Annotated in this window: 22 protein-coding genes and 2 pseudogenes; 18 read left to right on the forward strand and 6 right to left on the reverse strand. The window is 72.1% G+C overall.

Annotated features, from left to right (window positions below):
* Nucleotides 1-97 precede the first annotated feature (97 nt).
* Nucleotides 98-1,096, forward strand: coding sequence for a TAXI family TRAP transporter solute-binding subunit (locus AB0917_RS12315; protein WP_366819442.1), 999 nt, complete (start codon nt 98-100; stop codon nt 1,094-1,096).
* Between the two features lie 115 nt (nt 1,097-1,211).
* Here the strand turns inward: AB0917_RS12315 and AB0917_RS12320 are convergent, their stop codons facing one another.
* Both AB0917_RS12320 and AB0917_RS12325 read right to left on the reverse strand, forming a co-directional pair.
* Nucleotides 1,212-2,609: a HAMP domain-containing sensor histidine kinase gene (locus tag AB0917_RS12320; protein ID WP_366819443.1), complete on the reverse strand. Its 1,398-nt coding sequence runs from the start codon at nt 2,607-2,609 to the stop codon at nt 1,212-1,214.
* 18 nt (nt 2,610-2,627) lie between these two features.
* Nucleotides 2,628-3,320, reverse strand: coding sequence for a response regulator transcription factor (locus AB0917_RS12325; RefSeq protein WP_366819444.1), 693 nt, complete (start codon nt 3,318-3,320; stop codon nt 2,628-2,630).
* A gap of 406 nt (nt 3,321-3,726) precedes the next feature.
* Here AB0917_RS12325 and AB0917_RS12330 point away from each other — a divergent pair, with 406 nt between their 5' ends.
* The 9 genes from AB0917_RS12330 to AB0917_RS12370 all read left to right on the forward strand — a co-directional run bounded on the left by AB0917_RS12330 (nt 3,727) and on the right by AB0917_RS12370 (nt 11,344).
* Complete coding sequence (locus tag AB0917_RS12330; protein WP_366819445.1) at nt 3,727-4,512, forward strand: amino acid ABC transporter ATP-binding protein; 786 nt, start codon at nt 3,727-3,729, stop codon at nt 4,510-4,512.
* Between the two features lie 32 nt (nt 4,513-4,544).
* A complete protein-coding gene (locus AB0917_RS12335; protein WP_366819446.1) occupies nt 4,545-5,468 on the forward strand; it encodes a glutamate ABC transporter substrate-binding protein in 924 nt (307 codons plus the stop codon).
* A 152-nt stretch (nt 5,469-5,620) separates the two neighbouring features.
* Entirely contained in the window at nt 5,621-6,268 is a 648-nt protein-coding gene (locus AB0917_RS12340) for an amino acid ABC transporter permease (RefSeq protein ID WP_366819447.1), read from the forward strand.
* Entirely contained in the window at nt 6,265-7,218 is a 954-nt protein-coding gene (locus AB0917_RS12345; RefSeq protein ID WP_366819448.1) for an amino acid ABC transporter permease, read from the forward strand. The genes AB0917_RS12340 and AB0917_RS12345 overlap by 4 nt, the downstream gene beginning before the upstream one ends.
* 166 nt (nt 7,219-7,384) lie before the next feature.
* On the forward strand, nt 7,385-9,235 hold the full coding sequence (locus AB0917_RS12350) for an FAD-dependent monooxygenase (protein WP_366819449.1): 1,851 nt from the start codon (nt 7,385-7,387) through the stop codon (nt 9,233-9,235).
* 32 nt (nt 9,236-9,267) lie between these two features.
* On the forward strand, nt 9,268-9,354 hold the full coding sequence (locus AB0917_RS12355) for a putative leader peptide (protein WP_311307652.1): 87 nt from the start codon (nt 9,268-9,270) through the stop codon (nt 9,352-9,354).
* Between the two features lie 94 nt (nt 9,355-9,448).
* Nucleotides 9,449-10,048, forward strand: coding sequence for a cysteine dioxygenase (locus AB0917_RS12360; protein WP_366819450.1), 600 nt, complete (start codon nt 9,449-9,451; stop codon nt 10,046-10,048).
* 44 nt (nt 10,049-10,092) lie between these two features.
* The gene (locus tag AB0917_RS12365; protein ID WP_366819462.1) at nt 10,093-10,518 is read left to right on the forward strand and encodes a rhodanese-like domain-containing protein; all 426 of its coding nucleotides are present in this window, start codon (nt 10,093-10,095) and stop codon (nt 10,516-10,518) included.
* A gap of 175 nt (nt 10,519-10,693) precedes the next feature.
* Nucleotides 10,694-11,344: a hypothetical protein gene (locus AB0917_RS12370; protein WP_366819451.1), complete on the forward strand. Its 651-nt coding sequence runs from the start codon at nt 10,694-10,696 to the stop codon at nt 11,342-11,344.
* An 87-nt stretch (nt 11,345-11,431) separates the two neighbouring features.
* Here AB0917_RS12370 and recX read toward each other — a convergent pair whose 3' ends face one another.
* Nucleotides 11,432-12,226, reverse strand: coding sequence for a recombination regulator RecX (recX, locus tag AB0917_RS12375; protein ID WP_366819452.1), 795 nt, complete (start codon nt 12,224-12,226; stop codon nt 11,432-11,434).
* 3 nt (nt 12,227-12,229) lie between these two features.
* Nucleotides 12,230-13,360 carry a recombinase RecA gene (gene recA, locus AB0917_RS12380; RefSeq protein ID WP_366819453.1) on the reverse strand — a complete coding sequence of 377 codons (1,131 nt, stop codon included), beginning with the start codon at nt 13,358-13,360 and terminating at the stop codon, nt 12,230-12,232.
* A 500-nt stretch (nt 13,361-13,860) separates the two neighbouring features.
* Between recA and AB0917_RS12385 the strand changes: the two are divergent.
* The 7 genes and pseudogenes from AB0917_RS12385 to AB0917_RS12415 form a co-directional block, all read left to right on the forward strand.
* Nucleotides 13,861-14,049: pseudogene (locus AB0917_RS12385) on the forward strand (S8 family peptidase); the annotation flags it as partial.
* 349 nt (nt 14,050-14,398) lie between these two features.
* Nucleotides 14,399-17,323 carry an AAA family ATPase gene (locus AB0917_RS12390; protein ID WP_366819454.1) on the forward strand — a complete coding sequence of 975 codons (2,925 nt, stop codon included), beginning with the start codon at nt 14,399-14,401 and terminating at the stop codon, nt 17,321-17,323.
* A 119-nt stretch (nt 17,324-17,442) separates the two neighbouring features.
* Nucleotides 17,443-18,384, forward strand: a complete 942-nt coding sequence (locus tag AB0917_RS12395) for an SDR family oxidoreductase (protein WP_366819455.1) — start codon at nt 17,443-17,445, stop codon at nt 18,382-18,384.
* Nucleotides 18,385-18,448: 64 nt separating this feature from the next.
* Nucleotides 18,449-19,678, forward strand: a complete 1,230-nt coding sequence (locus AB0917_RS12400; protein WP_366819456.1) for a sensor histidine kinase — start codon at nt 18,449-18,451, stop codon at nt 19,676-19,678.
* Nucleotides 19,675-20,340 (forward strand): response regulator transcription factor, encoded by a 666-nt coding sequence (locus tag AB0917_RS12405; protein ID WP_366819457.1) that lies wholly within the window; start codon nt 19,675-19,677, stop codon nt 20,338-20,340. Before AB0917_RS12400 ends, AB0917_RS12405 begins: the two co-directional genes overlap by 4 nt.
* A 238-nt stretch (nt 20,341-20,578) precedes the next feature.
* Nucleotides 20,579-21,877 carry a cytochrome ubiquinol oxidase subunit I gene (locus tag AB0917_RS12410; protein WP_366819458.1) on the forward strand — a complete coding sequence of 433 codons (1,299 nt, stop codon included), beginning with the start codon at nt 20,579-20,581 and terminating at the stop codon, nt 21,875-21,877.
* 9 nt (nt 21,878-21,886) lie between these two features.
* On the forward strand, nt 21,887-22,663 hold the full coding sequence (locus AB0917_RS12415) for a cytochrome d ubiquinol oxidase subunit II (RefSeq protein ID WP_366819459.1): 777 nt from the start codon (nt 21,887-21,889) through the stop codon (nt 22,661-22,663).
* Nucleotides 22,664-22,670: 7 nt separating this feature from the next.
* Here the strand turns inward: AB0917_RS12415 and AB0917_RS12420 are convergent, their stop codons facing one another.
* Together AB0917_RS12420 and AB0917_RS12425 are read right to left on the reverse strand one after the other, a co-directional pair.
* Complete coding sequence (locus AB0917_RS12420) at nt 22,671-23,810, reverse strand: AI-2E family transporter (protein WP_366819463.1); 1,140 nt, start codon at nt 23,808-23,810, stop codon at nt 22,671-22,673.
* A gap of 276 nt (nt 23,811-24,086) precedes the next feature.
* Nucleotides 24,087-24,281: a DUF3046 domain-containing protein gene (locus AB0917_RS12425; protein ID WP_366819460.1), complete on the reverse strand. Its 195-nt coding sequence runs from the start codon at nt 24,279-24,281 to the stop codon at nt 24,087-24,089.
* A gap of 80 nt (nt 24,282-24,361) precedes the next feature.
* Here AB0917_RS12425 and AB0917_RS12430 point away from each other — a divergent pair.
* A pseudogene (locus AB0917_RS12430) lies at nt 24,362-24,925 on the forward strand (hypothetical protein); the annotation flags it as partial.
* Between the last annotated feature and the right edge of the window lie 90 nt (nt 24,926-25,015).

Here is a 25,015-nt window from a genome sequence, read left to right on the forward strand (position 1 = left end):
CGCCCCTTCCGGGCCCGATCCGCCCGGACGGCCGGGCCAGGTCCGCCCAGGCGGCCGGGCCTGGTCAGGGGGGCGGTGAGCTGGCAGGATCGCGCGCATGCTGCACGCTCCGTCCCGATTCGGCCGCCGCCGCACCCTTCAGACGGGCGCCGCGCTCGCGGTCGTGCTCGGGCTGCTCGCGTGGTGGCTCCTCCCCCTGGGGGAACGGCCCCCGAGCGGGACGCTGACCTTCTCCACGGGGGTGCCGAGCGGTGTCTACCAGCGGTACGGGCAACGGCTGGAAGGCGCCCTTGCCCAGGACATGCCCGAGGCGTCCATAAAGCTCCTCACCAGTGAGGGCTCCCAACAGAACCTCGCGCGGGTGGCGACGGGCGAGGCCGACTTCACCATCGCCACCGCCGACGCCGTGGCCACCTATGTGCGCGACGGCAGGCCCGGCGCCCACCGGCTGCGGGGCTGTGTGCGGCTCTACGACGACTACGTCCAGCTGGTCGTCCCGCGCGATTCCGGGATCGGCAGCGTCGCCGAGCTGCGCGGCAAGCGGGTCGGCGTCGGCCAGGAGGGCTCCGGTGTCCGGCTGGTCGCGGACCGGCTCATGAGCGCCGCGGGCCTCCACCCGACGCGGGACGTGACCGCGGTGTCGGCGGGCATCAACACCATGCCGGACCGGCTGGTCGAGGGGGACCTCGACGCCTTCTTCTGGTCCGGCGGGCTGCCGACCGGGGCGGTGCAGGAGCTGTCGGAGCGGTTCGCCGTCCAGCTGGTCCCGCTGGAGGAGTCCCTGATCAAGGAGTTGCAGTCGAACGGCGGCTCCGCCCGCTACTACCGGTCGGCCACGATGCCCGCCGACGCCTACCGCTTCGCCCAGCGCGGCCAGTCGGTCCCCACGGTCGCCGTCGCCAATCTGCTCATCACCACGGACCGTACGGATCCGGCCATGACCGAGGCGTTCACCCGGACCGTGATCAACAGCCGGGACGGGATCGGCCGCGAGGTGCACGCGGCGCAGCTGGTGGACCTGCGGACGGCGATCTACACGGACCCGCTGGAGATGCATGAGGGCGCCAAGCGCTACTACCGCTCGGTCAAGCCCTGAGCCGGTCCCTTCACCTGACGCCCCGCCCACCCGGCACGCCGCCTGTGGAGGCCGTCGCGCCCTGACACGCCTCCTGTAGTCATGACGCGTCTCCCTTACAGGACGTCCGTGCGGCTCAGGGGATGTGCGGCAGCTCCCGGGGCACCGTGAGGGTGACCCGCAGGCCGTGCGGCTCGTGGAGTCCGTACGTGATGGAGCCGCCGCCCGCCGCGAGCAGCACGCGGGAGATGGAGAGGCCGAGCCCCGACCCGCTGACGTTCTGGTGGCGGGTGCTGCGCCAGAAGCGGTCCCCGACGCGCTCCAGCTCCTGTTCGGTGAGGCCGGGGCCCCGGTCGGCGACCACGACGGTCGTCGCGGTGGTTCCCGAGGTGACCGTGACCCGTACCTCCTGCCCCGCCGGGGTGAACTTCAGGGCGTTGTCGATGACCGCGTCCAGCGCGCTGGAGAGCGCCACGGGGTCGGCCCAGGCGGTGGCGGCCGGGGCCCCGTCCTGGACGAGGCGCACGCCCTTCTCGTCCGCCATCGGGCGCCAGGAGGCGACGCGCTCGGCGGTGAGCGGGACGATGTCGGTCAGCTGGAGGTCCGCCTCGGTGTGCTCGGCCAGCGCCAGGTCGAGCAGGTCGTCCAGGACCCGGGCCAGCCGCTTGCCCTCGGTGCGTACGGCGGCGATCTCCTCGTTGCCCTCGGGCAGTTCCAGCGCCAGGAGCTCGATGCGCAGCAGGAGTGCGGCGAGCGGGTTGCGCAGCTGGTGCGAGGCGTCGGCGACGAAGGCGCGCTGCTGTTCCAGTACGTCCTCGACGTTGTCGGCCATCTCGTTGAAGGACCGGGCCAGCCGCCTGAGTTCCGGCGGTCCTCCCGCGGCGGCCACCCGCGAGCGCATCCGGCCGACGGCGATGTCGTGGGTGGCCGCGTCCAGGACCCGTACCGGCAGCAGCACCCAGCCGGTGAGCCGTACGGCGGCGCCGACCGCGACCAGCATGGCCAGGGCCTCGCCCAGCGCGATCAGCACCCAGGTCCGCAGGATCCGCGAGCGCATCTCGTCGGTGGGCGAGTCGATGACGACCACGGCGACGACGTCACCGTCGCGCACGACGGGCGAGGCGACGACGACACGGCCGTCCTGCCAGGGCCAGACCTGCGGAGGGTCGTGCGAACGGCGGCCGAGCAGCGCCTCGTTGAAGGCCCTGCGCCCCTCTCCCTCGGCGGGCAGCATCCAGCCGCCCGGGGCCTTCGCCATGGCGAGGTCGTTGCGGTAGAAGACGCCGGCCCTGATCCCGTAGACCGAGGCGTAGACCTCCAGGTCGGTGGCGAGCGTCAGCCGGCGCTCGTCGGTGGCCGGGAGGGTGTCGGTGATGGACTGGGCGAGGGCCGCGAAACGGGAGGTGTCGTCGATCCGGTCGATGACCAGGCGCTGCTGCTCGGCGGCGGCCACACTCACCGCGAGCGGGAGGCCGAGGGTGAGCAGGACGGCCGCCATGAGTGTGATGAGCAGCGGAAGGAGACGGGTGCGCACCGGGGAGGTACCCGGCCGCTACGCGGACGGCGCGACGAGCCGGTAGCCGACGCCCCGCACGGTCTCGATGAGGGCGGGCAGCCGCAGCTTGGAGCGCAGCGAGGCCACGTGCACCTCCAGCGTGCGCCCGGTCCCCTCCCAGCTGGTGCGCCAGACCTCGCTGATGATCTGCTCGCGGCGGAAGACCACGCCGGGGCGCTGCGCGAGGAGGGCCAGGAGGTCGAACTCCTTGCGGGTGAGCTGGACTTCGGTGCCGTCGACGCTGACGCGCCGGGTGGGCAGCTCTATCCGGACGGAGCCCAGGCGCAGAGCGGCGACCGGCGTGGGGGCGGTGTCCTCGCCGCTGGTGGTGCGCCGGGCGACCGCGTGGATACGGGCGAGCAGCTCACCGGTGTCGTAGGGCTTGGTGACGTAGTCGTCGGCGCCGAGGTTGAGTCCGTGGATGCGCGAGCGCACATCGGCACGGGCGGTCACCATGATCACCGGGGTCGTGGTGCGCTTGCGGATCTTGCCGCACACCTCGTAGCCGTCCTGGTCGGGCAGGCCGAGGTCGAGGAGGATGACCCCGAAGGGCTCCTTCTCCGCGGGCAGCAGCGCGCGCAGGGCCTCCTCGCCGTTGCGGGCGTGCACGACCTGGAACCCGTGCCGGGCGAGCACGGCGGACAGGGCCGCCGCGACATGGTCGTCGTCCTCGACGAGCAGCAGTCTCATGGCCCTCCTCTCGCTCTCCCCGGGCCGTCGGGCTCTCCCGGACTCGTTCACGTAACCGGCTCTCGTGCGCACCACCGTCGCACGGCGTCACGAGGCGGAACCGCGGGTTTCGCTCCGCTTCACCCGGAAGATCTTCGGCCGAACTCTCCGTTCAGCGGTGTTTCACGTTCCTGTGCCGCACAGGCATCCACGCCGATGACGGGTGTGCCAGTCAAGGGGCTGCCGGTTACAGCGGGGTTTCCGTTATGCACCCGGTACGCCCCGGCGCCGCTCGGGGCGTCCCCTTCACGTGGAGTGTCCGGTTGCTGCCGGATCGTTATGCTCAATTTCCGCTCAGATGTAATGACGCTGGTCGCACCGCGTCATTAGTGTCCTTGGCACCCGAGGAGGACGGAGCAAGAAGCCGATGAGCGGAGTTTCAGTGACCAAGGCCGCCGAGGATGCCGCGCCCGCGGGCGACGACCTTGTCGTACTGAGCGACGTCAACAAGCACTTCGGCGCGCTGCATGTGCTCCAGGACATCGACCTGACCATCGCCCGTGGCGAGGTCGTGGTCGTCATCGGGCCCTCCGGGTCCGGCAAGTCCACGCTGTGCCGCACGATCAACCGCTTGGAGACGATCGATTCGGGTGCGATCTCGATCGACGGCAAGCCCCTGCCCCAGGAGGGCAAGGAGCTGGCGCGGCTGCGCGCCGACGTGGGCATGGTCTTCCAGTCGTTCAATCTCTTCGCCCACAAGACGGTGCTGGAGAACGTCATGCTGGGCCAGACCAAGGTCCGCAGGACCGACAAGCAGGCCGCGGAGGAGAAGGCCCGGACCCTGCTCGACCGGGTGGGCGTCGGTGTGCAGGCCGACAAGTACCCGGCGCAGCTCTCCGGTGGCCAGCAGCAACGCGTCGCCATCGCGCGGGCGTTGGCGATGGACCCGAAGGTCATGCTCTTCGACGAGCCCACGTCGGCTCTCGACCCGGAGATGATCAACGAGGTCCTCGAAGTCATGCAGCAGCTGGCCCGGGACGGGATGACGATGATCGTCGTCACCCACGAGATGGGCTTCGCCCGTTCGGCCGCCAACCGTGTGGTGTTCATGGCGGACGGCAAGATCGTCGAAGAGGCCACACCCGAGCAGTTCTTCAGCAACCCGCGCAGCGACCGGGCCAAGGACTTCCTGTCGAAGATCCTTCATCACTGACGACAACGACCTACGGCATAAGGAAATCTCACATGAAGCTCCGCAAGTCGGCCGCCGTCGCGGCCATCGCTGTGCTCGCCCTGACCGCGACCGCGTGCGGCGGCAAGGAGGGCTCCGCCGGTGACAAGCCGGGCGGCGCCACGCCCGGTTCCTCCGACGCTCCCGAGGTGCCCACGTACACCGTGGCCAAGGACGTCGACCTGGACTCGCCGGTCTTCAAGAAGGCGAAGCAGCGCGGCAAGCTGATCATCGGCGCCAAGGCCGACCAGCCCTACCTCGGCTTCGAGGACCAGTCGACCAAGGAGCGCTCCGGCTTCGACATCGAGATCGCCCGGATGATCGCGGCGGACCTCGGCTTCTCGGAGAAGGAGATCGAGTGGAAGACCGTCGACTCCGGCATCCGTGAGACGGCCATCTCCAAGGGCCAGGTCGACTACTACCTCGGCACGTACACGATCAACGACGAGCGCAAGAAGCAGGTCGGCTTCGCCGGTCCGTACTACAAGGCGGGCGCCGACCTCCTGATCCGCAAGGGCGACGACTCGATCAAGGGCAAGGAGTCGGTGAAGGGCAAGAAGGTCTGCTCGATCGTCGGTTCCACGCCGCTCCAGGAGATCAAGAAGCCGGAGTACGGCGCGAGCGTCGTCGAGCTGGCCAAGTACTCCGACTGCGTGCAGCAGCTGCTGACCAAGCAGGTCGACGCCGTCACCACGGACGACTCGATCCTCAAGGGCTACGCGGCCGCCAACTCCGGCAAGCTCGAGGTCGTCGGCCAGCCGTTCACCGACGAGCCCTACGGCGTCGGTCTGAACAAGGACGACAAGGTGCTGCGCGAGGCCATCACCACCTCGCTGGAGAACCGGGTCAAGGACGGCACGTACAAGAAGATCTACGAGGCGACGCTGGGCCTGTCCGGCTCGGACTACGTCGAGCCGCCGGCGCTCGAGCGCTACTGACGCCGTCCGCCGCCCCCGCGGCCGACACCCGTCACTGACGCACCGCGTGTGACCCAGGCGTCCCGTACGCCGCCGCTGCTGTGGAGCACGGCGGGCGTACGGGGCGCCCCTTCCCCTGCCCTGATGCCGCTGACCGCCGACGCGGAGACCTCATGAACGTACTGCTCGACAATTTCCCAGAGTTCCGCGACGGCTTCATAGGAACCGTGTCGATCACCGCCATCAGCTCGGTTATCGCCCTGGTGCTCGGTGTCATCATCGCCGGTTTCCGGGTCTCGCCGGTGCCGCCGCTGCGGTACTTCGGCACGGCCTGGGTGACGCTGATGCGCAACACCCCGCTCACGCTGCTCTTCCTGATCTTCTTCTTCGTCGTCCCGGAGATCCTCTTCCCGGGGATGAGCCCGTTCGTGCTCGGCTCGCTCGCCCTCGGCTTCTACACCTCCTCGTTCGTCTGCGAGGCGGTCCGTTCCGGCATCAACACCGTGCCGCTGGGACAGGCGGAGGCCGCGCGCTCGATCGGTATGACGTTCGCGCAGACCCTGCGCATCGTGGTGCTCCCCCAGGCGACCAGGACCGTCATCCCGCCGCTGAGCAGCATCTTCATCGCGCTCACCAAGAACTCCGCGATCGCCGGCGCCTTCAGCGTCGCCGAGCTCTTCGGCTGGCAGAAGCTGATGAGCGACCGCGGTTACGACATCGTCCCCGTCTTCATCTGGGTGGCTCTCGGCTACCTGGTGGTCACGTTTACCATCAGCGGCCTCTTCCGGCTGCTGGAGCGTCGCATGGAGGTCGCCCGATGAGCGCCAGCGTTCTCTACGACGCCCCGGGCCCCAAGGCTCTCGTCCGCAACCGCGTCTACGCCGTCGTCGGCACCCTCGCCATCGCGGCGCTGATCGCCGTCAGCCTGCTGCGGCTCGCCGACAAGGGCCACCTGGCCCCCGAGATGTGGGACATCTTCAACTACGCGGGTATCCGGCAGAACATCGCCGACGCCCTCGTCGCCACGCTCAAGGCGTTCGGGCTGGCGGCGGTCGGCTCGCTCGTCCTCGGCGTGGTGCTCGCGGTGGGACGCCTCTCCGACCACAAACCGGTGCGCTGGGCGGCGACCACCTTCATCGAGCTGTTCCGCTCGCTCCCGCTGCTCATCACGATCTACGCCATCTGGGTCGGCTTCCTCACGGACTACTCGATGTGGGCGCTGGCGGCGGGCCTGTCCGTCTACAACGGCTGCGTACAGGCCGAGGTACTGCGCGCCGGCATCAACGCCGTCCCCCGGGGCCAGAGCGAGGCCGCGTACGCGCTCGGCATGAGCAAGACCCAGGTCATGGTCACCGTGCTGATGCCGCAGGCCGTCCGGTCGATGCTGCCGACGATCATCAGCCAGCTGGTGGTGACCCTCAAGGACACCTCGCTCGGCTTCATCATCCTCTACCCGGAGCTGCTCCAGACCGCGCGTCTGATCGCCTCCAACACACAGGTGAACGAGCAGTACCCGTACGTCTCGACGATCGCCGTCATCGGCACGATCTACATCGCCCTGTGTCTGCTGCTCTCGTCGCTGGCGACCTGGATCGAGAAGCGCGGCCGCCGCGCCAAGACCGGCATCGCGGTGGCGCCGGCCGCCCAGGCGCCCGGAACCATCGACGCGACGGCCGCCACGTTCGGCCCGAACGCCGAGGGTGCGGGGGGCGCAGGGGGCGCAGGCCCCGAGGCCGGCGGTGCCGGTGGGGCCGGAGTGACGAAGGACTGACCTTCAGGGGTCTTTCCCGGCGGAAGCATTCGAGGCAGCGGCGCACGCGTCGCTGCCTCGGTCACTTGACGCAAGCACCCCCAATGGGTTGCATACGTTCTGTGATCACGCACCCGGCTTCCACTGCCACGTTCCGCATGACCGTACGGGCCGGAGGAGACGCGCCGTGGACCCGGTGATCGTCGTCGGCGCCGGACCCGTCGGTCTGACGCTGTCGCTGGCCCTCGCCGCCCAGGGCGTTCCGTGCGTGCTCCTGGACGAGGGGCCCGGCACGGAGGAAGTACGTCTCGCCCGCACGGTCGTGCTGCGTGAGGACACCGCCGACCTGGTCGAACGCCTCGGCGCCGCCGGTCTGGAGAAGGACGGGCTGCGGTGGAGCGGGTGGCGCTCGATGCGCCGGAAGCAACTGGTCCGCGATGTGCCGCTGGACGCGGGGTCCGGTGGCTCCGGTGGCCCGGGGGGCCTCGGTGGCTCCCGTGGTTCCCGTGATTCCCGTCATGAGGAGGCGGCGCCTCTCCCGGCCCCCCTCCACGTTCCGCAGCATGCGCTGGCCTCCGCCCTGCGCGCGGCGGTGGCGGCGGCGCCCCTGGTCGAGCTGGTGCCGCTCAGCCGCGTCGACACCCTGGAACAGGACCGCGACGGCGTCACGGTGCACACCAAGGAGCCCGGTTCGACGTGGTGGCGCGGCAGCTATCTGGTCGGCTGCGACGGCGCCCGGTCGACCGTTCGCAAGCTCCTGGACATCCGGTTCCCCGGTCGTACGGCGGTGGAGCGGCACGCCGTCGCCGCGCTGCGGGCCGACCTGCCCTGGCCCGGCGAGGCCGTGCTGCACCGGCAGCCGCCGTGGCGCACCGGGGGTGCCGAGGTCAGCGGGCGGCCGCTGCCGGACGGGGTCTGGCGGCTGGACTGGCTGCTCCCGCCGCGCGGCGAGCTGGTCACCCCGGACGCCCTGATCACCCGCGTCCGGGACACCCTGGCCGGCTGGTGCGGCGAGACCCCGCCGTACGAGCTGCTCGACACCGGCGTCCACACGCTCCACCACCGCCTCGCCCGGCGCTGGCGGGTGCAGCGGGCCTTTCTGGCGGGCGACGCGGCGCATCTGCTGGGGGCGCTCGGCACCCAGGGGCTCGACGAGGGGATCCGGGACGCCGAGAACCTGGCGTGGAAGCTCGCCCACGCCTGGCATCACAGCGGCGGCGACCAGCTGCTCGACAGCTACCAGGCCGAGCGCCGGGCCGCGGTGGCCGCCCGGCTGCGCGCCGCCGACCAGTCCCTGCCGATACTGCGGGGCGGCGGTGGGCTGCGGACGCTGGTGCCGGGTACGGCCCGGAGCCACGACACCCTGCTCGCCGACGGCCACCTGGGCTGTGGAGCCCTCGGTGCGCCCCCCTCGTACTCGCACTCCCCCCTCGCACCACTGCACGCCCAGGCGCACACGTCGGTGGGTACGCCCCCCGGTGCGCCGGTCGCCGATGTACGGGTGACGGCGCCGGACGGGACGGCGATACGGCTGCGCGAGCGGCTCGGGCGGGGGCATCCGCTGGTGATCCTCGTGGCGCCCGGCACCGGGGTGTGGGACCGGCGGCACTGGCTGACCGCCGGCATCATGCCGCGCCTCGTGGAGGCCGTGGAGGCGCTGCCGTCCACGGCGGAACTGCTGGTCACGGAGAGCTATCCGGGGGCGTCGGCCCACACCGTCCTGCTGGTACGGCCCGACGGTCATCTGGTGGCCGCCTTCGCCGGCGTACGGCCCGCGGAGCTGCTCGCCGCGGCGCGAGCGGCACTGGGCGGGTCGCCTGGGGCCTCAGCCGGTTCGGGTTCTGGCTCGGGTTCTGGACCGAGTTCTAGCTCCGGCTCGGGTTCCGGTCCCGACTCCGGTTCCACGGAGCGTGGGGACGGCGAGAGCGGGGACGGGCAGGGCGGAGAAGGGAAGGGCGGCGCGGGCGAGCCGGGGGCGGCGCGCGCTCCGGGGCCTCGCGAGCGGGTTCACGCCGATCGGACCGCCAGGATCAATTGACCGTCACGGGCGCGCATGGTGTACTCCAGATCATGACCGACACCGATGTGCGCCTGTGGCGGAGGGTCCATATGGACCTCCTCCGTTACGCGGGCTGCGTGTGTCGCCCGTCCTGCTGAATCGCCTTCCTCTGCCGGTGCGTGCCGCTTTCCGCACGGCCGGGTCCTCGCGCGAACCCTCAGGACGGTCTCCGTGTCATCCCCTTCTTCCGCCGTGCCCACGGCTGCTGCCTCCGTACCCTCCCCCGCCACTCCTGTCACCGCTGTGGCCTCCGCCCCCGCCGTCTCGGCGCGGGTCGGCCCGTCCCGTCCCGCCGCCTCCGGCCCCACGGTCGCGGAGCTGCTCGACTTCGTACGTCGCGCCGCCGAGGACACGGCGCTCATCGACTCCCTGCCGCTCGATCCGGAGGGCCGCACCTGGGTCCGGCTCGACGGGCCCGCAGGCAGCGAGGCGTGGCTGATCGGCTGGCCGCCGGGGACCGGGACGGGCTGGCACGACCACGCCGACTCGGTCGGCGCCTTCACCACCGCGTCCGGCACCCTCAAGGAGCACTCGCTGGCCGTACGGCTGCCCACCGACGGCTGGAAGACCCTGGAGCTGAACGAAGGGGTGGACCGGTCACGGGAGCTGGCGGCCGGTCAGGGCCGGGCCTTCGGGCAGAACCACGTGCACGAGGTCCTCAACGAGTCCGACAGCGTGCACGCCGTCTCCGTCCACGCGTACTACCCGCCGCTGCCGAGGATCCGCCGCTTCAGCCGCACCGGCGCGGTGCTCCGCCTGGAGCAGACCGAGGTCCCGGAGGACTGGCAGTGAGCGACGACCAGGGCCGGGCCGAGCGCGCGGGCGCTACGGAACGGGTGGATGCCACGGAACGCGCGGGCGCTACGGAACGGGTGGGCATAGACGAGCTGCTGGAGCGGGTCCGCGCCGGCTACGAACGGATCGGCCCGCACGAGGCGGCGGCCGCGGCGGCGGACGGCGCGCTGCTGGTGGACATCCGGTACGCGGCCCTCCGGGAGCGGGACGGGCTCATCCCCGGCGCCCTGGTCGTGGAGCGCAACGAACTGGAGTGGCGGCTCGACCCGCAGGGCAGCCACCGCGCCGCCGAGGCGGTGAGCCACGACCTCCCGGTCGTCGTCATCTGCAACGAGGGGTACGCGTCCAGCCTCGCGGTGGCGTCGCTGCGCGGGCTCGGGCTGCACCGGTCCACCGACCTGATCGGCGGATTCCAGGCCTGGCGCGCGGCGGGACTTCCGGTGGCCCCGGCCACCGCCGACGGCTGACGCCGAACGTGAGAGGGAGGGGGCGGCCACCGGCGTGACGTGGCCGCCCCCCTCCCTCACTCGTGTCTCATCTCCGGGCGGGACACACCCGAACGCCACACTCCGGTGGAGCCATCGCCGCGCACGACCGACATTCACCTCACACAGAGGCGAAATGTACGGAGATGACGCACTTATGGCGATGTCTGTTCTCACCCCCGACCAGCTCGACGCCCAGGCGTCCCAGCTGCACGACACACAGGCGTGGCAGCAGATCGTCTCGGGGTGGGAGCGCACCGCCCCCGAGCCCGGCCCGTCCCTGGCGGGGCATACGGAACCGGCCCGCGCGCAGCCCCCGGCACCGGACCGGCCCGCCGACTGGCGGAGTCTGCTGTCCGTCCCCGTCGACCGGCTCATCGAGGACTCGCTGCGGACGCTGCCGGCAGCGCCTCCGCCCGAGCGCCCGCTCCCCGGGCGGCTGGGGGCGGTCCTGCCTGACCGCGTCCACGCCTGGCGGCGGGTCGGCCAGAGCGACCTGAGGCCCTCCGTCCACCTCGGCTACGCACGGCAGATCCTGGCCGAGTGGGGCTGGCAGAACACCCCGTACCGGCTGCGCGACGCCCGTGGGGCGCGCTGCGTCTGCGGCGCGCTGCTCACCGCGCACCGGCTCGGCTACGGCTCCTCCGCCACCGTGGACCGGGCCGGCGCCTGGCTCATCACCGAGCTCCGCGCCCAAGGCTGGCCCGGCCTGATCGGCCCCTGGAACCGCGTGCCGGGCCGCACCGCCACGGAGGCGCTGACCCTCATCGACAGGGCCGCCCGCCGCGCGGCCCTGGCCGGACACTGACCGGGCGCCCATCGGACGGCGGGCTTGAAAGCACCAGGGCACCGGAACACCGGGGCACCGGGGCACCGCACCTGACGGCTCCGGTCCTCAGAACGGCTCGTCCAGGCCTTCGGTGTCCTCGCCCTCCTCCTCCAGCGCCTGGCGCACCACCCGCAGGGCCATGCCCTCCCCGTATCCCTTGCGGGCGAGCATGCCCGCGAGGCGGCGCAGCCGCTTGTCGCGGTCCAGGCCTCGGGTGGAGCGGAGCTTGCGGGCCACCAGCTCCCGGGCCGTCTCCTCCTCCTGGTCGGCGTCGAGCTGCCCGACCGCCTCGTCGATCACGGACGGGTCGACGCCCTTCGTGCGCAGCTCGCGGACCAGGGCGCGGCGGGCGAGCCCCCGGCCGTGGTGCCGGGACTCCACCCATGCCCCGGCGAAGGCCGCGTCGTCGATCAGCCCGACGTCCTCGAAGCGCGCGAGGACCTCCTCGGCGGCTTCGTCCGGGATCTCCCGCTTGCGCAGGGCGTCCGCGAGCTGCTTGCGCGTTCTCGGTGTCCCGGTGAGCAGGCGCAGACAGATGTTGCGCGCCTGCTCGACCGGGTCGCGCGGCTCCCCCTTGTCCCGCCGGTCACGCGACTCCCCCTGCTCGGCCCTCGACGAGGAGGGGGAGCCGCTGCTTCTGGTGCCGGAGCGGGCACGGCGGCCCGCCCCTTCGCCGAACCCGCCGCCCGCGTCCGCCCCTGCGCGGGAGCGGCGCCCGGACCGCCCCCCGCGCCCGGTCACCGGCCCGGAGACGAACCCGTCGGTGGGTCCGTCGAGGGGCCCGTCGGTGGGTCCGTCGGCGAATTCGGGGCCGTTTCCGGGCTCCACGGGCCTCCCCGGCCACTCCGTACGACGTGTCACGGCCTAGCTCTTGGCCGCCGCGGTCTTGGCCGGCTTCGCCTTGGTGGCCGCAGCGGTCACCGGCTTCGCCGCACCGTCCGCCGCCGCTCCCGCGGTCGCCGCTCCTTCTGCGGCCGGCTCGGCGGACTCGGCCTCCGGACGGGCACCGACACCCAGCTTCTCCAGGATCTTCTTCTCGATCTCGTCGGCGAGGTCGGGGTTGTCCTTGAGGAAGTTGCGGGCGTTCTCCTTGCCCTGGCCGAGCTGGTCGCCCTCGTACGTGTACCAGGCGCCGGCCTTGCGGACGAAGCCGTGCTCCACGCCCATGTCGATCAGCCCGCCCTCGCGGCTGATGCCCTGGCCGTAGAGGATGTCGAACTCGGCCTGCTTGAAGGGCGGGGCGACCTTGTTCTTGACGACCTTGACACGGGTGCGGTTGCCGACGGCGTCCGTACCGTCCTTGAGCGTCTCGATCCGGCGGATGTCGAGACGCACCGAGGCGTAGAACTTCAGCGCCCGGCCACCGGTCGTGGTCTCCGGGGAGCCGAACATCACACCGATCTTCTCGCGCAGCTGGTTGATGAAGATCGCCGTGGTCTTGGACTGGTTGAGCGCACTGGTGATCTTGCGGAGTGCCTGGCTCATCAGACGGGCCTGGAGGCCCACGTGCGAGTCGCCCATCTCGCCCTCGATCTCCGCACGGGGCACGAGCGCCGCGACGGAGTCGATGACGATCAGGTCCAGGGCGCCGGAACGGACCAGCATGTCGACGATCTCGAGCGCCTGCTCACCGTTGTCCGGCTGGGACAGGATGAGGTTGTCGATGTCGACGCCGAGCTTCTTGGCGTATTCGGGGTCGAGGGCGTGCTCGGCGTCGATGAACGCCACCGAACCGCCGAGCTTCTGCGCGTTCGCCACGGCGTGCAGCGTCAGCGTCGTCTTACCGGAGGACTCCGGTCCGTACACCTCCACCACGCGGCCGCGCGGCAGACCGCCGACGCCGAGGGCGACGTCGAGGGCGGTCGATCCCGTGGGGATGACCTCGATGGGCTCGTTGGGCCGCTCACCGAGGCGCATCACCGCGCCCTTGCCGAACTGTCGTTCAATCTGTGCGAGTGCGGCGTCCAACGCCTTCTCGCGGTCGGTTCCTGCCATGGGTTCCACCCGATTTGCTTGAGTCGATCGCTTCACGTCAAAGACGCTAACCCCTGCCACTGACAATGGGCCTCGACGTCCTCCCGGCCTGTGGACAACTCCACGGTCGGGCCCCGGAAAAACCCGGCCGAAATCCATGAGAATGGATGTTCGATTTTGGTGTCAAGCGCACCACGCGGGGTCCGGTCGGCCGGGACGGCGGACCCGGTCGGACAGGACAGCGGGGTCCTGTCGGTCAGGACAGCGGAGTCCGGTCGGCCGGAACGGTTGGGTACGCCTACGCATTGTTCGACCTGCCCCTATGGCTCGATTCTTCCTGAGGCGGCGGTGGCTCCGCCCTCGTGCATCTGCCGGCCCCCGAGATCGGCAGCCGCCGTGCAAGGCCGACGTCCCGTCGTCCGGAGCCCCCTCCGTGCCCTTTCCTTCGCCCGCGCCCGGTGTTCGCCGTGCGTGGGCCACACCGGACCGAGCCGGTCCGGCCGACCCTCAGGAGGAGTCGCATGGTGCTTCGAGCCGCGGTGGGGCGTTTCGCCGCTGCCACCTGTGCCGTCGGCGCACCGATCGCCGGCGCCGGTACGGCCGGGGCCACACCCACGCCCCCGCCCGGCGAGGGCCGCATCCTGGGTGCCGACCGCGCCGGCGCGGTGAAGGGCTCGTACATCGCCACGTTCAAGGACTCCGTGGCCCAGGGCGACACCACGCCACCGCCCTCGGGCCGGACCTTCGGGTTCTGACCGGCCCGGAGCGGCCCTGACCCGCTGACCGGCTCCAAAAGCGGCGCCACCTTTCCGGCCGCTACCCACAGGACCGCCGGTGGTCCGCTCCCGAACCCTGGTGGACCCCGGCGAACCCGTCCGGTGAGACCTCTCCGCGAACCTCACCGGACGGATGGGGGGCGTCTGCGGCGTCCGCACACGCGCCGCAGGCGTCACTCCCCTTTTCACCGCCCTCGCGACGGGTCATCATGAGGCCGCCGGGCGGCCCGGCCGAACCGCCCGCCCGTCATGCCCATGTTGCCCACGGGTGCGGAAGGAAGCCGTGAACGCCTACCCCCCGACCTCCACCCCCGATGTCCTGATCGGACGCTCCACGCTCCTGGACGAGCTGCGCTCTGAGCTCGACCGCCGGCCCGCCGTCGTGGTGATCACCGGTGAGGCGGGGGTGGGGAAGAGCCGGCTGGTACGCGAACTCCTGACACGGACCCCGCCGTCGGGCTCCCCCGGCCCCTCGGGTCCCCTGGGTCCCCCGAGTCCCCCCGGTTCCTCGCGCTCCTCGGACACCGTCACGCTGGTCGCCCGTTGCCAGCCGTCGGACGACCCCTTCCCGTTCGCACCGCTCATCGAGGCGCTGAGCCTGTGCCGGCCGCTCCCGAAGGACCTGCCACCGGTGACGGGGGCGCTGCGCGGGGTGCTGCCCGACCTCGCGGACCTCCTCCCGCCCGCCCCACCGCCTCTGGGCGATCCGCACGTTGAACGCCACCGGCTCCTGCGGGCCCTGTGCGCGTTGACCGCATCCCTGGGGAGGGCGGTTCTGGCCGTGGAGGACCTCCAGTGGGCCGACGGGTCCACCCGCGCCTTCCTCCGTACGGTCGTCGCCGATCCGCCGCCGCACCTGGGGCTCGCGCTCACCGCCCGCAGCCACACGGTTCCCGACACCGACGTGGAGGGGGACGGCGGGCTCCCCTTCCCGCTGCGCCCACCGGCCCATGTGACGGTGGCCGAGCGTCACCTCGTACCGCTGTCGGTGGCGGAGACGGGTGCGATGGCCGTCGGCCTGCTCGGCGCGGGGGCGGCGCCGGAGGCGTTCGCCGAACGTCTGCACCGGTGGACGGGGGGCCTCCCTCACGTGATCGAGGAGGTGCTGCGGCAGTGGCCCGACTCCGCGGCGTGCCCTGCCGGGACGGCGGAGATCCCGGAGCCGGCCCTGCCCGCGTCGGTGCGGCGCGTGGTGGTGGAGCGGTTGCGTCACCTTCCTTCGGACGCGCGGCGGGTGGTCGCCGCGGCGGCGGTTCTCGGTGACCCGGCGCCCGTACACCTGCTGGGGACGATCGCCGGGCTGGACGAGCCGGAGACCCGTCGTGCGCTCGCGGCGGCTCTGAGGGAAGGCGTCGTACGGGCGGCGGACGGAACCTACGCCTTCCCTTACGAGCTGGCGCGCCGGGCCGCCTACGAGGCGGTCGCCGAACCGGAACGGCCCGTACTGCACCTACGCGCGGCCCGTGCCCTCGCCTGGCACACCAGCCCCCTCCCGCTCGTGCGGATCGCCGAGCACCACCGCCTGGCCGGTCGGTCCGCGCAGGCGGTGCGGTGCCTGGAGGCGGCGGCGGACCGGGCCGCCGGGAGCGGGGACGCGGGGACCGCCACGGCCCACTACCTCGACGCCCTGCGCGGCGACCCCTCGGCCGTCGTCCGGGACCGGCTCGCGCTGAAGCTGGCCCGCGTCGCGCTGAACGCCCGGCCCGGCCCCCAGGTGCCCGCCGCCCTGCGGCAGGTGCTCGATCAGCGCTCCCTGGACCCCGGGCCCAGCGGCGAGATCCGGCTGCTCCTGGGGCTGTTGCTGCGCAACCAGTCGGGTTCGGGGCTGGAAGCGCTGGAGGAGATAGCGCGCGCCGTTCCCGATCTCCTCGCCGTGTCGACGGGGCAGGCCGCACGCGCGCTGGCGATCATCGCCATCCCCTCCCTCAAGGGCTGGCCGGTCGGCGAGCACCGGCGTCTGCTGGCCGAGGCGGAACGGCTGCTGCCCCAGGTCGACGAGGAGGACCTGCGTTCGGCCGTGCTGGCCAACCGCGCCACCGCCCTGGCCCTGATGGGCGACCGGTCGGCCTGGGACGCGGTGGCCGATCTGCCCGCCGCCCTCCCCGACGAGGCGACGGCGCGGATGCACGCCAACCTGGCGGGCGCCGCGACCACCCTCGGCCATCCGGAGCGTGCCCGCGCCTGCCAGACCCGGGCCTGGCAGGCCCTCCGGCCGCATCACGCCCCGTACCTCGAGGCGTTCGTCGAGACCACGGACATGCTCGCCGCCTTCGCGGGGGGCCGGTGGACCGGGCTGCTGAAGCGGGCCGAGCGCGCCGAGGCGCAGTACCGGGACGTGCCCGACTTCCACGCGGAGGCCCTCGTGACCTGCGGGCTGCTGCGCCTGCACACCAAGGGGCAGACCGACGTGGCGCGCCGTCTCCTGGAGCGGGCCGTCCGCACGACCGCGCTGGACACCGGCGTCGTGCTGACCGCCGCCGCGGCCGCCGTGGTACGGATCCATCTCGCCGCCGACCGTCCTCACCAGGCCGTCCAGGCGATGGAGGAGGCGCTGCGCCACGTCCGCCGTACCGGTGCGTGGATGTGGGCGGCACCCCTGGCCCCGGTGGCCGTTCAGGCGCTGATCCGGGACGGCCGGCCCGACGATGCCCACCGCCTCGTCGGGGAGCTGGCCGACGGCATCACCGACCGGGACGCGCCGGCCGCCCGCGCCGCCCTCCTGACCTGCCGGGCGCTGCTCACCGCCACGAACGGACCGCAGGCCCAGGCCGACGGGTCCGACGCCCCGTACACGGCCGCCGCGGACGCCTGGACGGCCCTGGAGCGGCCCTACGAGGCCGCGTACATCAGGGAGGCCTGGGGGCTGCGGCTGCTGGCCGCCGGGGCGGCGGGCGGGCGTACCGTGCTGCACGAGGCCATCGCGGCCTACCAGGACATCGACGCCGTATGGGATGTGCTGCGCTGCCAGCGCGGGCTGCGGGAACACGGCCAGGTCACCGTCCGAAGACCGGGCGCTCTCGGGTACGGCGACCATCTCTCGCCCCGGGAGCGAGCGGTGGCCCGACTGGCCTCGCTCGGCCTCTCGAACCGCGAGATCGCGCGTGAGCTGGTCCTCTCGCACCGGACGGTCGAACACCACGTGGCGCGCGCCCTGCGGAAGCTGGGGGTGTCGTCCCGCACCGAGATCGGCTCGCAGCTCGGCCTCTGAGGCGACGCGTGCTCCTGTTCGCGGACACGGAGCCGACGCATCCGACGCGGAGCCGAAGCGGAACGGCGGCCTGCGCACACGGAAGCACCGCCCTACATTAGGGCGATATGGGACCCTCTATGACACCGAAAGCACCCTCCGGTGAGCCCGGCGCGGGCTCCGGCCTCGCCGGGCGGGTGGCGCTCGTCGCCGGAGGCACCCGTGGAGCGGGCCGCGGGATCGCCGTACAGCTCGGCGCCGCCGGGGCGACCGTCTATGTCACCGGGCGTACGAGCGGCTCCGAGCGCTCCGAGATGGACCGGCCCGAGACCATCGAGGAGACCGCCGGCCTGGTCGACGCGGCGGGCGGGCGCGGGATCGCCGTCCAGGTCGACCACCTGGTCCCCGACCAGGTCAGCGCGCTCGTCGCACGCGTCTCCGCCGAGCAGGGGGCCCTGCACATCCTGGTGAACGACATCTGGGGCGCCGAGATCGAGTGGAACAAGCCGGTCTGGGAGTCGTCGCTCGACACCGGACTGCACACACTGCGGCTGGCCGTCGACACGCACGCCATCACCAGTCACTTCGCGCTGCCGCTGCTGATCGAGACCCCGGGCGGCCTGGTCGTCGAGATGACCGACGGGACGGACGAGTACAACGCGGCCAACTACCGCGTCTCCTTCTTCTACGACCTGGCGAAGGCCGCGGTGAACCGGATGGCTTTCGCGCTCGCCCATGAGCTCGCCCCGCACGGTGCGACCGCCGTGGCGCTCACCCCCGGCTGGCTCCGCTCCGAGGCGATGCTCCAGGCCCACGGCGTCACCGAGGCCACCTGGCGCGACGCGATCGGCCACGCGCCCCACTTCGCGATCTCCGAGTCCCCCGCCTACGTGGGCCGCGCCGTGGCCGCCCTCGCCCGCGACCCGGAGGTGGCGCGCTGGAACGGCCAGTCGCTCTCCAGCGGGCGGCTCGCCCAGGTGTACGGCTTCACCGACACGGACGGCAGCAGGCCCGACGCCTGGCGGTATCTGGCCGAGGTCCAGGACCGGGGGCTGCCCGCCGACGTCACGGGCTACCGCTGACCTCGCAAGTCGTCCCGGGCCGCCGGCCGTGATCGCTCGGCGCCGCGCGCCTATCCTTCCTGACATGCCCCTCCCTCCCGGACCGCACGCCGGTGCCTCCCGTCCACGCGGCGGCGCCCTGTCCGCGCGTACGGCCGACATCGGGGTGGCCGCCGCCGTCACCGTGCTGGTGGCGGTCTGGACGCTGGCGACCATGCGGTACGAGAGCGAGCCGCTGAACCGTACGGTGATCGGCTGGGCGCTCATCGCGGTGGGCTGCGCCGCCCTGTACTTCCGGCGCCGCGCACCCGTGGCCGTCGCCGTCGTGACGCTGGTCGTCTGCGTCGTCTATTACCCGCTGTCCGTGTACGACGGTCCTCTTATGGTCACGTTCGCGGTCGCGCTGTACACGGCGGCGGCCGAAGGACGGTTCACGGCCGCGGTCGCCCTCGGCGTCGTCACCCTGATCGCCGTCGGCTTCGGCGAGGTGCGCCAGCACGACGGCAACCGGCAGATCGACGACATGTCGCTGTTCATGCTCGCGGGCTGGCTGATCAGCCTCGTCGCCGTGGGCCGGGCCCAGTGGACCCGCGGCGCCTATCTCGCCGAGGTGGAGCAGCGGGCGCTGGCCGCCGAGCGGGAGCAGGAGGCGCGGGCCGAGCAGAGCGCGACCGAGGAGCGGCTGCGGATCGCCCGGGAGCTGCACGACGTCCTGGGGCACAGCATCTCGCTGATCAACGTGCAGTCGGGCGCGGCCCTGCACAAGTTGAGCAAGAAGCCGGAGCCCGCGGCGGCCCTGTCCGCCGCAGAGGAGGCCCTGGAGGCGGTCAAGGCCACCAGCAAGGACGCGCTGCGCGAGCTGCGCTCCACCCTCGGCGCGCTGCGCGAGCCCGACGAGAGGGCCCCGACCTCGCCCACCTCGGGGCTCGACCGGCTCGACGAACTCGTCGGACGGGCCCGCTCGGCCGGCATCGAGGTCCACCTCCGCACCGAGGGCGAGCGGCGGCCCCTGCCGCCCCCGGTCGACCTGGCGGCGTACCGGATCGTGCAGGAGTCGCTCACCAACGTCACCCGGCACGCACGGGCGACCGGCGCGGTGGTGACGGTCGACTACACGGACGGGCGAGCCGTACGGGTGCGGGTCGACGACGACGGCGAGGGCTCACCGGAGGGCTCACCGGAGGGCTCACCGGCCGGCAGCGGCATCCGGGGCATGGCCGAGCGGGCCAGGGCCCTCGGCGGCGAGCTGACGGCTCAGAACACCGCACAGGGCTTCGGCGTGAGCGCCCGGCTGCCGATCGAGGGGACCGAATGATCCGCGTAGTGCTGGCCGACGATCAGACCCTGGTACGGGCGGGCTTCCGCTCGATCCTGTCCGACGAGGACGACATCGAGGTCGTCGGCGAGGCCGCCGACGGCGAACAGGCCGTCGCCCTGGCCCACGAACAGCGCCCGGACGTGGTCCTGATGGACATCCGGATGCCCGGGACCGACGGCCTGGAGGCCACCCGCCGCATCACCACCGACCCGCGCCTGGCGGCCGTCCGGGTCGTCATCCTGACCACCTTCGACATGGACGACCACGTCTACGGTGCGCTGCGCGCCGGAGCCTCCGGCTTCCTGGTCAAGGACACCGAGCCGATGGAGCTGCTGCACGGCGTACGGGTGGTGGCGCGGGGCGACGCGCTGATCGCCCCGGCCGTGACCCGGCGGCTGATCTCCGAGTTCGCGAGCCGCCGGAAGCAGCCCGAGCCGGGCCCGCGCCTCAACGCGCTGACCGAGCGGGAACGGGAGGTCATGGGGCTGGTCGGGGCCGGGCTCTCCAACGACGAGATCGCCGCCCGGCTCGTGCTCAGCCCCGCCACCTCCAAGACGCACGTCAGCCGGATCATGACGAAGCTCGGCGTCCGCGACCGGGCCCAGCTGGTGATCCTCGCCTACGAGTCGGGCATGATCACGCCCGGCTGGATGGCCTGAGCGCGGCCCTTCGGGGCCCTGCGCGCGGTCGTCGGGTCCCTGAGTACCGTCTCGGGACCCTGAGTACCGTTCTCGGGATTCTGAGCGCGGTCCTTCGGGATCCGGAGCGCCGTTCTGAGCGGTCCCGCGGCGTCAACTTCCGTAGTACGCGGACAGCCGAGGCCACAACTTCCGGAGTAGGCTCGTTGCCCTCCCCGGGCCGACGCGCGGCGGCGGACCGTGGACCGAGCCTTGCGGGGTGGATCCGGAAACGCTCGACCTCGCGCGGCTGCAGTTCGCCCTCACGGCGGGCGGCCACTTCCTCTTCGTCGCCCTGACGCTCGGGATGGCCCTCATCGTGGCCTGCCTCCAGACCGCGGCCACGGTCACCGATAAGGCGCCGCATCACCGTATGGTGCGGTTCTGGGGGCAGCTGTACGTCATCAACTACGCGGTCGGCATCATCACCGGGCTGGTGATGGAGTTCCAGTTCGGGCTGAGCTGGAGCGGTCTGACGCACTACGCGGGCAATGTGTTCGGTGCCTCGCTGGCCGTCGAGACGATCGTCGCGTTCTTCGTGGAGTCGACGTTCCTGGGGCTGTGGATCTTCGGGTGGCACCGGTTCAACCGGTGGGTCCATCTGGCGACGATCTGGATCGTCGCCCTGACCGCCTGCGTGTCGGCGTACTGGATCCTCGTCTCCAACGGCTTCCTCAACAACCCCGTGGGCCACCGCACCGAGAACGGCCGACTGGTCCTCGCGGACGCCGGGGCGCTGCTCACCAACCCCAGTACGCTGCTGGCCTTCGGGCACATCCTGGGCGGCGCGCTGCTGACGGCCGGCTTCTTCATGGCGGGTGTCAGCGCCCACCACCTCTTCCGGCGCACGCCCGAGGTGGGCTTTTTCACGGGGAGCCTGCGCATCGGGGTCTTCGTCTCCTTCCCCGCCCTGTGGGTCACGGCGGGGTTCGGCGGAGTCCAGCTGGCCTCGCTGTCGGATATGCAGCCGATGAAGTCCGCGGTCTTCAGCGGGAAGACGGCGGAGATCGCCGAACTGCAGGCGGAGATGGTCGCCCGGTTCGGCCCCGGCGACTACGTGCCCTCCGAGGTGTGGACGCGGGGCGGCGCCCTGGTGATGCTGCTCGCCTTCGCGCTGATGATGTACCTCTGCCTGGCCGGGGTCGTGCTCGCCTGCTTCCGCAAGGTCGTGCAGCGCTTCCGGCTCTGGCACGTGGTGCTGATGGCCTCCGTGCCGCTGCCCTACCTGGCGATGATCAGCGGCTGGGTCTTCCGGGAGGCGGGCCGCCAGCCCTGGGTGGTGTACGGGCTGCTGAAGACCGAGGACGCCGTCTCCGGCCACTCCCCGGGCACCATGCTGGCCTCGCTGATCACGTTCACCGTGCTGTTCGCGGCGCTGGCCGTCCTCAACGGCTGGCTGCTCCTGCGGCACGCGCGTCTCGGTCCGGTGGAGAGCGGGCTCGGACACGACGAGCGGGTCCCCGCCGCTCCGGAATCCGGCGGGCCCGCCGGGCCGCCGCCCTTCACCCCCCGCTACTGAGGAGCCGTCGTGGACACCCTGGCCGTCTGCCTGCTCGCCTTCTTCGCCACCGGCTACTTCGTCCTCGCCGGTGCGGACATCGGCACCGGCATGCTGCTGCCGTACCTGGGCGAGGACGACGGCGAACGACGCCTGGTGATCGCCTCCTTCGCCCCGTTCTTCCTGGGCAACGAGGTCTGGCTGGTCGCCACCGCGGGCGTGCTCGTGGGCTGCTTCCCGGTCCTGGAGGGTGAGCTGCTGAGCGCCCAGCTCACCGTGGTCGTGCCGCTGATCGCCGGGTGGATGGTGCGCGACGCGGGGCTGTGGCTGCGCGGCCGGGCCGGCGGGCGGCGGTGGCGGGCGGCGTGCGACGGCGCGGTGGTGTGCGGCAGCTGGACGGTGGCGCTGGCCTGGGGCTGGCTGCTGGCCGCGCTCTTCGCGGGTACGCCGGAGCACACGGCCGCCGCCCCGGTCGGGGCCGTGACCGCGCTCGCCGTCGCCGCGCTGTTCGCCGCGCACGGTCTGGGCTTCGCGGCCGTACGGCTGACCGGGCGGCCCTGGACGCGGGCGCACCGGCTCGTCGGGCGCACCGGCGCCCGCAAGTCCTTCGCCCTGACCGCCGTCCTGATGGGGGCCCTGCCGCTGTTCGCGGGCCCGGCGCTGCATCTGACGGCGAACGCCGCGGACCGGGCGACCCTCACCCTGCTCGTCCCCGTCCTGCTCGCCTTCTGCCCGCTGCTGGTCGCCGCCCAGGCGTGGACCTGGCACACCTTCCGGCACCGGGTGACGCGCCCCTCGTACCTCTGACCGCGCTCTACCCGGACGCTCCGTCGTCCGTCCGCCCGGCGGCGCCGAGCGCTCGGCGTATCCGGGAGAGGACCGGCTCCCCGCGCCGCGGTGGGGGGCCGCCGTGCACCCTGGGGTCGTCGGTGACGTCGTAACGCTTCACATAGGCCCCCAGGAACGCCTGGAGCGTGGCGACGGCGGGGATGGCGATCAGCGCGCCGACGGCTCCCAGCAGGGCCGTCCCCGCGATCACCGAACCGAACGCGACCGCCGGGTGGATGGCGACGGTCCTGGCGGTCAGCTTGGGCTGGAGGACGTAGTTCTCGAACTGCTGGTAGATGACGACGAAGCCCAGCACCCACAGCGCGTACCAGGGGTTGACCGTGAAGGCGATCAGCATCGGCAGGGCGCCCGCCAGATACGTACCGATGGTGGGGATGAACTGCGAGACGAGCCCCACCCAGACCGCGAGCGCCGGAGCGTAGGGCACACCGAGGACGACCAGCAGGATGTAGTGCGCGACGCCCGAGATCAGCGCCATCAGGCCGCGCGAGTAGATGTATCCGCCGGTCTTGTCGACCGCGATCTCCCAGGCGCGCAGCACCTCGGTCTGCCGGGCCGGCGGCAGTACGGAGCACAGGGCGCGGCGCAGCCGGGGGCCGTCGGCGGCGAAGTAGAAGGAGAACAGGAAGATCGTCAGCAGCCGGAACAGACCGCCCAGGACCGTGGTGGAGATGTCGAGCACCCCTGTGGCGCTGTTCTGGACGTACTTCTGCAACCAGTCGGAGTGCAGCAGGCTGTCCTGGACCTGGACCCGCGAGAGCTCGGTGTGGAAGGTCTGGTTGACCCAGTTGATCACCGAGTCGATGTACTTGGGGAAGTCGTCGACCATGTCGACGATCTGGCCGGCCAGCATCGACCCCAGCAGGACGACGAACCCGAGACTGAAGATCATCAGGCCGATGAAGACGAGGAACGTGGCCAGCCCCCGGCGCATTCCCCGGGCCGACATACGGCCCACCGCCGGCTCGATGGCGAGCGCGAGGAAGAACGCGATCAGCACATTGGTCAGCAATCCGATGACCTGGTCGAACGCCCAGCTGCCGAGCTGGAAACAGGCGTAGAGCGCCAGGGCCAGCACCATCGCGCGCGGCAACCAGCCCGGCATCCGGGAGGGCGCCGGGCCGGGCGGTGGCGCGGGGGGCCCGGGGGGCGGGGCGGCGGGCGGCTGGGCCGGAACGGTCTCGTCTGTCGATGACACGGGACAAGTCTCGCCTACGCCACCGACAGCCGGTCCCCCGGCCGGTCGGTGACGGGATCAGCGCTCGCCGACGGGGAAAACCTGTGGGCGTCAGCGCTCGCCGGGGAGGCCCCTGAGTGTCAGCGCTCGCTGACGGGGAGGCCCCCGGGCGTCAGCACTCGCAGACGGAGAGGCCCGTCGCCGTCAGCGCTTGTCGGCGGGGACGTCCATGGACGTGCAGACCGCGCGCCAGACGTCCTTCGCCTCCCAGCCCGCGTCCAGTGCCTGGTGCACCGTACGGCCGCCGAGTTCGGCCATCACATGGTCACGGGCGAAGGAGTCCGCGTACACGGCACCGAAGTGGTCCGCCATCCGCTCCCAGAAAATCGTCAACCGCATGCCCTCATTATCGCGCTCCTGAGAGTGCAGCCGGTCCGCCGGGTGTGTGCCGGGGCCCCTTCGCCCTCTACGGTCGGTCCATGGCTGGAACCGGAGCACACCCCCTCGCCCGCGCCGAGCACTTCATCTGGCTCACCGCCCGCGTCCTCGAACAGCGGAGGTTCGCCCACCGCTTCCTCGACGGCGCCCCGGACCCCGTCGAGACGGCGCTCGCCGCCTACCGGAACGAGGACGGCGGCTACGCCCACGCGCTGGAACCCGACCTCCGCGGTCCGGTCAGCCAGCCGCTGCACACCGCCCACGCGCTCAGCGTCCTCGACTCCATCGGCCGCTGCGACGGGCCCCGTGTGGAACGGATCTGCCGCTATCTGAGCGACGTGTCGACCAAAGAGGGCGCGCTGCCCGCGCTACTCCCCTCACAGCGCGGATATCCCGCCGCGCCGTTCGTCCCCGTGGTCGACGACCCACCGGCCGAACTGCTCGCGACCGGTCCGATCGTCGGACTGCTGCACCGCAACGAGGTGTGGCACGCCTGGCTGTTCCGGGCGACGGACTTCTGCTGGAGCGCCGTCGACGCCCTGGAGCAGTCGCACCCCTACGAGATCGAAGCCGCGGTCGCCTTCCTGGACGGGGTGCCGGACCGGGCAACCAGGTCACCATCGGCCTGGGCTGCAGCATCGACTACATCGCCCCGGCACTGATGGGCGACACGCTCAATGCAAGTTGCGTCGAGC

It is taken from the genome of Streptomyces sp. NPDC007346 (assembly GCF_040703535.1).
Lineage (GTDB): Bacteria > Actinomycetota > Actinomycetes > Streptomycetales > Streptomycetaceae > Streptomyces.